Annotated in this window: 5 protein-coding genes; 3 read left to right on the top strand and 2 right to left on the bottom strand. The window is 57.2% G+C overall.

Annotation, left to right across the window (positions count from 1 at the left end; translation table 11 throughout):
• Positions 1–235: 235 nt before the first annotated feature.
• On the bottom strand, positions 236–1552 hold the full coding sequence (locus EKM85_RS11260) for an NCS2 family permease (protein ID WP_125586939.1): 1317 nt from the start codon (positions 1550–1552) through the stop codon (positions 236–238).
• A 163-nt stretch (positions 1553–1715) separates the two neighbouring features.
• Complete coding sequence (pyk, locus tag EKM85_RS11255; RefSeq protein WP_125586937.1) at positions 1716–3164, bottom strand: pyruvate kinase; 1449 nt, start codon at positions 3162–3164, stop codon at positions 1716–1718.
• Positions 3165–3764: 600 nt separating this feature from the next.
• Between pyk and EKM85_RS11250 the strand changes: the two genes are divergently transcribed.
• Genes EKM85_RS11250 through EKM85_RS11240 form a run of 3 tightly spaced genes read left to right on the top strand, consistent with a single transcriptional unit; the run spans position 3765 to position 8958 of the window.
• Positions 3765–4463, top strand: a complete 699-nt coding sequence (locus tag EKM85_RS11250) for a prealbumin-like fold domain-containing protein (RefSeq protein ID WP_125586935.1) — start codon at positions 3765–3767, stop codon at positions 4461–4463.
• Complete coding sequence (locus EKM85_RS11245; protein ID WP_125586933.1) at positions 4450–7296, top strand: BspA family leucine-rich repeat surface protein; 2847 nt, start codon at positions 4450–4452, stop codon at positions 7294–7296. Before EKM85_RS11250 ends, EKM85_RS11245 begins: the two co-directional genes overlap by 14 nt.
• A 12-nt stretch (positions 7297–7308) precedes the next feature.
• A complete protein-coding gene (locus EKM85_RS11240; protein ID WP_125586931.1) occupies positions 7309–8958 on the top strand; it encodes a SpaH/EbpB family LPXTG-anchored major pilin in 1650 nt (549 codons plus the stop codon).
• The last annotated feature ends 136 nt before the right edge of the window (positions 8959–9094 follow it).

The raw sequence follows: 9094 nt of genomic DNA, 5'->3' as shown, positions 1-9094 counted from the left end.
GGCTGCGGGTCGACAACGCGGGAGTGGCTAGCTACGCCTGGCGCTTCACTCGCTTTGCGAGTAAAGCACCAGGCTAGGCTACCCATCCCGCTAAGAACGTCGATCCTACGCACCTTGGCGTAATTGGGCTGCGGGTCGACAACGCCCGAGCATCTAGCTACGCTTCAGGCCTCGCCGGCAAAGAACGCCGGCAATGCCTGAAGCTAGGCTAGCTGTCGGGCTAAAACCGTCGACCCTACGCACCTTGGTTTAGAATCCACATAAACCCAATAAACACGAAGAACAACCCGTACATGATCGGGGAGACCTCCTTGCCGCGGCGCGCCGCCAGCATGGTGATCGGGTACATGATGAAGCCCAGCGCGATGCCGTCGGAGATGCTGTAGGTCAAGGGCATGCCCAGCAGGATCAGGAACGACGGGATGGCGATCTCCAGCTGGCTCCAATTGATGCTCCGCAGCGACTGGGCCATCAGCACGCCGACAATGATTAGCGCCGGTGCGGTGACTTGGTCCGTGACCACGGACAGCAGCGGCGAGAAGATCATGCCCACCAGGAACATCACGCCGGTCGTGACCGCCGTGAGCCCGGTGCGGCCGCCGACCGCGATGCCGGCACTGGACTCGACGTACGCACCGACAGGACTGGTGCCCAGCACGGAGCCGACCAGCATCGCCGTGGAGTCGGAGGCCAGCGCCTTGCCGACCCGCGGCATTTTGTTATCCTTCATGAAGCCCGCCTGGTTGGCCAGGCCGACCAGCGTGCCCGCCGTGTCGAAGAACGTGACCAGCAGGAAGGTTAAAACGACCACCGCCAGCTGCAGCGTGTTAATGTCGCCGACGTGCATCACCGCCACGCCAAACGTTGGGCGCAGGCTCGGCGCCGCACTGATCAGCGCGGTCGGCGCCTTGATCTGGCCGGTCACCAGCCCCAGCAGCGTCGTCAGGACCATGCCGATGAAAATCGCGCCGGGCACCTTGCGCACCATCAGGATCGCCGTGACCACCAGGCCGAAGATCGTCAGCCAGACCAGCGGGTTTTCCAGGGAGCCCAGCCCCACGATCGTCGACTTATTGGCCGTGATCAGCTTGCCCTGGCTCAGCCCCAGAAAGGCGATGAACAGCCCGATCCCGCCGGAGATGGCGTACTTCAGGTCGGCCGGAATGGCATCAATGATCAGCTCACGCAGCTTGAACACCGTAATCAGAATAAAAATCAGGCTGGCGACGAACACCCCGGCCAGCGCCGTTTGCCACGGGATTTTCATACCGATGACGACCGAATAGGCGAAAAAGGCGTTGATGCCCAGCGCCGGCGCGGTCGCGATCGGGTAGCGGGCCAAGACGCCCATCAGGATACAGCCCAGCGCGCTGGCCAGCGCCGTGGCCGTGAAGACGGCGCCCCGGTCCATCCCCGCGGCGCCCAGCACCGACGGGTTGACGAACAGGATGTAGGCCATCGAGATGAACGTGGTGAACCCCGCCAGCAGCTCGCGGCGAACGGTGGTGCCAAGTTGGGCAACTTCGAAGTAATCAAGGATCTTTTGCTTCATGGATAATTCCTGCTTTCTGAAAACAATTTAAGCACGCTGCTTATCATAGAATATTCGCGGATAAATGTAAATACCGGCGCTTGCTAAATTAATGTTCGGGTTTTGCAGAATTTTTGGATAAAAAAACAGCCGGCCGCGGCCGACTGCTGCTCGTTGTTCGGGTTTACTTCTCGGGGTTGGCGTCTTCCGCCACGCGGGAGATCAGCACGTTGTTAGTTGAACCCGCCTGGTATAAGGGCAGGCCGACCACGATGACGATCACGTCACCTGCAGCCACCACCCCTTCTTTGATCAGGCGCTGTTCCGCCTGCGCGATCAGATCCTCATAGGCGTCGCCCTTCGGCAGGACCATCGGCGTCACGCCCCATGACAGCAGGAGCTGAGAGGCGGTGCGCTCGGTGTAGGTCAGCGCGATGATCGGGGCCGCCGGCTTCAGGCGGCTGATCTGGCGCGCGGTGTAGCCGCTGGAGGTCAGCGTGATGATGGCCTTGGCGGACACGCGCTCGGCGGCCGTCACCGCGGCGATCGCCGTGGTCGTGGTGATGGAGCCGCTTTGCTTCAGCTCGTTTAAAACCGGGCTGTGCAGCGGGCGCATTTTATCCGCGCGCTCGTCGATCACGGCCATGGTGTGGACGGATTCGACCGGGTAGTCCCCGTTGGCGGATTCGCCTGACAGCATCGTCGCGTCCGTGCCCTGCAGGACCGCGAAGGCCACGTCGGTCACTTCGGCGCGGGTCGGCCGCGGGTTCTCCTGCATGGAATCCAGCATCTGGGTCGCGGTGATGACCGGCTTGCCGATCAGGTTGGCCTTGTGGATCAGCTCCTGCTCAACGGCTGGCACTTCCTCGTAAGGAATCTCCACGCCCATGTCGCCGCGGGCCACCATGACCCCGTCGGCGAGGCGGATGATCTCATCGGCGTTGTTGATGCCTTCCTGCGATTCGATCTTCGGGATGATGAGCACGTCCTGGCCGCCGACCTCTTCCAGCAGGTCGCGCAGATCCTGGACGTCACTTGGCTTGCGCACGAAGCTGGCCGCGATGAAGTGGATGCCCTGCTCAACGCCGAACTTGATGTCGTCGCGGTCCTTATCGGTCAGGCCCTTCAGCTTCAAGGACACCCCAGGCGCGTTGACCCCCTTTTTGCTGCCAAGGTCCGCGGGGTTCTGCACGCCCAGCGTCAGCTCGCGCTTCTTCGGGTCCTTCGACAAAATCGTCGTGCCCAGCAGGCCGTCGTCAAACAGGATCTGGCCGCCGACTTCGACGTCATCGAACAGTCCGGCGTAGGTGACGTCGATGCGGTCCTTCACGTTCTCAACGCCCGTGTTCATCGTCAAAATGATCTTGTCGCCGGTTTCGTAGTGGAATACCGCGTCGTCAACGTTCTCGCCGGTGCGGATCTCGGCGCCCTTGGTGTCGAGCATCAGGCCCACCTTGATGCCGGTGTCCTTCATCGCCTGCTTGACCAGGTTGATCCGGCCGAGCTGCTCAGGATGGTCCCCGTGGGAGAAGTTGAAGCGGAACACGTTCGCCCCTGCGTGGATCAACGCCGTAATCGTTTCAATGTCATTCGATGCCGGCCCGAGTGTCGACACGATCTTTGTCTTGCGCATGTTTGTCCTCCATTAATGTCCTTAGTTTCCCTAATGCGGCTTACGTGAACACAGTCACAAGTATATTTTAGAAGAACGCGGCGCAATATACAAACGCTTTCTTTAGCCCGCGGGCGGGCCTGGTGCCGCTTCGCCCGGTTGCCTGGGGCGACCGCACCGGGGCCCCTGGCCTCGGCTTCGGGCATTGATCCCGGAAAAATATGGTCAGCCAAACTCCAGACTCAAAATTTGAAATGATATATACAAAATAATCGTCCTATTCAGCACATAACGGTCATTATATAACGACATTATAAGCCCGAATAGGGGCCACCGGGACGCTTTCTGCCCACCGGTAAACGCTTGCCAGTCAAGGAACCTGGGGCGGTTTACGGGAATAAATGGTTTACTTTGGGCGGTCCGCCTGATAACAAGCGAAAGTAAGCGCTTCACGGTGGACCCGCTCGCCAGGAAGGACAGACTGGTCCAGCACCCGGTGCTTTTACAAATTTTGCAAACTTTTTTGTTCGTTGTTGGCATATCCATTGACCAGAATTTTGTTATGATGCAAGTGAAGTTTGAATGATTACTTATAACAAAAACACTGAGGGGGCGGTCAAGTTGAAACAGTCAGTAACGACGATTGTGATGACTTTGGCCGCCCTTTTCTTCATGGCCTTGGGCGCGCCGCAGTCCGTCCTCGCCGCGGGGGCCGGCCAGGTGACCATCGACAAGCGGATCAGCATCCCCACCGACGGCACCAGCCAAGCAACCGATGCCCTCGCCGGCGCCGAGTACAAGCTGAGCCGGGTCACGGCCACCGGCACCGCCGCGATCGATCCGGCCAAGCCGAGCACCTACCAGGAACGCTCATCCGTTACGCTTACCACCGGCGAGGACGGCAAGGCCCAGGCCAACGGACTTGATTTTGGCACCTACATTCTGGCCGAGCAGGAAAACGACCGCGTCTTCGTACCGGCCGCGCCGGTGCTATTTACCCTGAGCGCCGCCCACCCGCTGTTCGCCTACGTGCCCAAGTCCGGACTGGGTGACTACCACAATGAAGGCGGCGACGGTACTACGCCTGAAGGCACCACCGGCCAGACCACCGGTGAAGCGGGCAGCCAAACGACGGGCGGCGCCGCCGGGCAAACCGGCAAGAGCGACGCGCGCCAGCCCGAAGCCATCATGCAAACCAACGGCCACCTCGCCCGTTTTCCCTGGCTCCTGGTCCTCGGCCTGAGCGCCGCCATTCTGCTCACATCACTGATTGTTGCCGTCTGGCTGCGAAAGAAGGTGACCGCACATGAGGCAGACTAACGCGCAACCACACAAGAAATTATATAAGAAGGGCAAGCGCTGGCTCGTCATGCTGATGGCGGGCATCCTTCTCACCGGCGGTCCCGTCAGTGCCATCAGCGTGATGCCGGCAGTGCCGGTACTGGCGCTGACCATGCATAGCGGCACCGATGGCGATAGCCGCTGGGAACTGAGCGACCGCGGGATCCTGACGATTGGCCCCGGCACCTTAGCCAGCCGCTCAAGCGCCAGCGCGTCGGTGTCAACCAGCCCGTGGCTCCAATACAAAAACCAAATCACGACCATCAACATTACCGGCAAGGTCACGTTAAATCCGATCTCGCGCGCCTTATTCGCCGGGCTGCCAAACCTGACAGCCATCAACGGCCTCGATAACCTCGACTTCACCGGCGTGACCGACGCCAGCGGGCTGTTTTACAAAGACAGCAGCTTGGAAAACCTGAAATTCAGCGGTAAGTTCACCAACGCCACGAAGCTGACCAATCTCTTCGGGAACATGACCAGCCTCAAAACCCTTGATTTAACCAACATGACGACCGGTACCGCGCCGGCGGCCAATCAGTTGCAGGACGCCCTAGCCGGTGATGCCGCTCTGACCGATATCACGTTCGGCGGTCAGGTCTATACGAACCCAACTTCGCCACTGGCCTTGCCGACTGGTAGTGGCACCTGGTTCGACAGCGCCGAAACCCCTGCCCAAGCAACGACCTATCAACACACCCAGGCTCAGGGTTCGGCCACGCAGCAATTCATTCGCTCAATGCTCAACGCGACTTATGTTGACGAGAATAACCACCCGCTCTTCACGGATGGCATTTACCCTGGTAGCACTACGTACACTGAGCGGAATCCTTGGCAAACCCCGGCGCTCGCCAACCACATCTTTACCATTCAAAACAGCGATCCCATGACTGCCTTCACGCCGGCCACGGTGCCCGTGACGAACCAGCAGAACATTGTTGTGAAGATGACGAGCGTCGCGAAAACAGGAATCATGGGCACCGTTCCCTGGTATCTCACTGATGATCAAACCATTCACCTTGGTTCAGGGACCCTGCCCGAAATGCAAACTGGCACCCCAAGTCCTTTCGCTGACATTTCCGGCGCTACTCAAAGTATTGTCCTTGATGGGAAGGTAAAGGCCCCAGTCAATGCCAGCGGCCTCTTCTCAGGGATGGTCGAGCTCCAGTCAATCCAAGGACTCGACCGCCTGGATACCAGCGCCACCACCAATATGTCGGCCATGTTCAGTATGCTGATGAAACTTAGCTCAGGGCTTGAAGGCATCACACGCTGGGATACCAGTAAAGTTACTGACATGTCCCAGATGTTTTACGGACTTAATTTTACCAACTCATCGAATCTCATTGCCAACCTCGACTTATCCGGTTGGGACACCCAGAAGGTCAAGAGCTTTGCGCACATGTTCGAAGCAAACCAATTAACCAGTATTACCTTCGGACCCAACTTTAAGACGACTAGCCAGACAGATCCAATAAAGGGAGTGCAGTTATTCTACCCTAACCCAGACAAGACCAAACCTGCCCCGCCTAAATGGTACCGGCTACCATTTAAAGGCGCTGACGATCCGCTCTTCACTACCTTTAACGGTGATGGCCCTGCAACCTATGTCAAAGGCACCCCGGCTTCTGCGGACATGTCTTACTTGCTTCCCGACGACACCCCAGCGATGATATGGAAGATCTGGGGCGCGGCCGGTAGCCCCCAGTCCTACACCCCGCTCGACCCTTGGAGCATCGATTACATCACGCGTTTTCCATATATCTACGTAGATGGCAGTGGTCAGTACCAGGCAAAGAATCCTGACCCAGTTTCATTCACATTAGCCAGTGATAAGTCTGACGATCGTACGTTCCACGTAATGAAAGTTCAGGCCAAAGGTATTATCGGCACCGGCGTCTCGGCTGTGCGCTGGTACCTAGACATGAAGAATGTGTTACACATTCTGGGCGGCACACTCGCCAATGCAGACGGGGCCACGGCCAATCCTTGGACCACCGCCAAGACGGATCAGAACCAAAAAGTGGGCGACGTTGCCACGTCGATCGTTGTGGATGCGCCGACTGCGCTTGGGTCAAATGCCGCGTACCTCTTCGCGGATCTTCCTAATGTGAAGACCATTACCGGGCTCGATAAAGTAGACACGGCGGCGGCCACCGACATGACCGGCATGTTCAAGAAGGACCCCGTGTTGACCGGGGTGAACATGGGCACCTGGGACACCGGCAAGCTGACCGATCCCAACAGTCTGAAGACGATGTTTGACGGTGACGGTGCCTTATCCAGCGTGACCTTCAGCAAAACCTTTACCAAGACGCCGGTTGCCTTGCCGGCTAAGACCGAAAATATCTGGCTACGCCGAAGCGATGGACTCGCCCTAACGAACAACCAGTTCACGGGTCCGGAGGCAAGCGCTGGCACTTACGAGCCGACACCAGCGACCTACAGCGTCGCCCTAACGGATGTGGACACCGGCGAGACCGTCAAAACCATCCCCGGCAAACCAATCAGCGGCACTGATATTGGCACGCCGATCGACCTTGAGCAGTTGTTAACTGACACGCCCGACTACACCCCGGCCGACAACACTGGGCCGGCGTTTATCGGGAACCAGTTCACGGTCAAAGATGGCGTGGCCACCCAGACCATTCCCGTCAAGGTCCAGCAGGTCGCACAAGTCGGCGGTCCCGATCAATTTCCAAACGCTGGTCGGGACTCACGGCTACTGCTACTGGCAGCCGGCACCACCATTGCCCTTGCCGGCCTAGTCGGCATGATCATCATTACCAGCAAACCCAAAAAGAGATCCTAGGAGGAATTATCAATGAAAAAAGTAGATTACAAAACCCGCCTGTTCCACGTCTTCGCTGTCAGCAGTCTTATTCTTGGTAGCCTAGGGGCCACGGCCGCAATTGCATATACGCCAATAACCAGTTCAGTCTTCACCCAAGCCGCAGAACCGAGCGAAAGTGCGCTTGCTAACGAGGATACCGAACGGACCATTACTATCCACAAATATGATGGCGGTAAAGGGACTGCTGACCCAACTGGTACGGAGACTGATGCCGCCAACCTTGGCGCTCGCAAGCCTCTTGCCAACATCTCGTTTAGCGTCGTGAAGATCTCGGCTGCCGACAAAACTAAGAAAATGTCAGCAGATGATCCGTCGTCCTATACTGTGGACGAGACAACCAAAAAAGTGGTGACGACTGACGATGAAGGGTCAGCGACGGCCAACCTCGGCAAAGGGACCGCCGCTGATGGTTACTACTTGGTCACTGAGCTGACATCCAGCTCGGTCACCGGCACGGTAGCACCATTTATTGTTCGGGTCCCTCTCACTCAAAAGAATGCGGAAACCGGGACCCCAAGTTTGCTGTATGATGTCAACGTTTATCCAAAGAACGAAACTAAAGACGTTGACTTGCAGCCTGTCAAGACCTTTAGTGGTAGCGGCGCGGGCCAGACTGAATCGGTAAAAGCTGGTGCTAATGTTAGCTGGGACTTAAAGGTGGCGACCCCGGCTGATATTTACACTCCAGCAGATCCAGAAACTGAAAATCCTGAGACTTATGCCAAAGGACTCGTTATTTCCGATCCGGTTGACAAGAGTTCACTGGATTCTCCAAAGGTAGACTCAGTTACACTGGATGGTGGCCCATCAACCGGCACTGTGTTGGAGAAAACTACCGACTATACCGAGACTTCTGCTGATCAGACGTTAAATAATCACGCTTATACCGTTGTCCAGATCAGTCTAACTAAGGCCGGCATGAAGAAAGCCGCTGGCTCAACCAGTATCATCGCAACGCTAACAACGACAACCAAAGCTAGCGGTAGCGATGCCACCATCGTCAATACTTTTGATTCGTATTACACTCAGAGCACAGGAATTCTGACCCACAATACGACCATTAACGAAGGTAACATCACGACGGACCCGAAGAACCCCGATGATCCAAGCACCCCTGACGTACCAACAGATCCCAATAATGTTCCAGATAATCCCGCAGTTGAGTTCGGCAACATTGACGTCCTGAAGACGGATGATACTTCTGCGGCCAAGCCACTCGAAAACGCTAGCTTCCGGATCGCCGAAAGCGAGGATAAAGCCAAACTCGGCGACTGGGTGAAAGACAATGCGGGTAAGGTCATCACAGTCACAACAGATGCTCAAGGTAAGGGCGAGTTCACTGGTCTGGCCGTTGATCCAACAACCGGCAAACAAGATTACTACCTGGTTGAAACCGATGCCCCAGCCGGTTATGACATTGATGGCAAGATTTACAAAGTAACCGCAACTCAAGATACCGATGTGGATGCCACCGTCAAAGACGCGGACAACATGCTGCCGAACCTGCCAATGACCGGTTCCGATGCGCGCCTGCTGCTGCTGGTCACCGCGACGGTCCTGATCGTCGGCTCTGGCTCCGCCCTGTACATCAAGCGCCGCCGCAACCAGGAGCAGGACTAAGCGGCCACGATCGTTAACCACAACTAAATCAGCGTTACTCAAGGGCTCCAGGCGCTACCTGAAGTGCCCTACAATTGTTAGACGATAAGTCTGATGATTGTGGGGCTTTTCTTATGACTAAGTACAGCAGCGAATT

Origin of the sequence: Lacticaseibacillus jixianensis, from assembly GCF_003946485.1 — a bacterium.
GTDB classification, from domain to species: Bacteria; Bacillota; Bacilli; order Lactobacillales; family Lactobacillaceae; genus Lacticaseibacillus; species Lacticaseibacillus jixianensis.
Note: the sequence above shows the minus strand (reverse complement) of the source record. Positions and strands in the feature narration are given on the sequence as shown.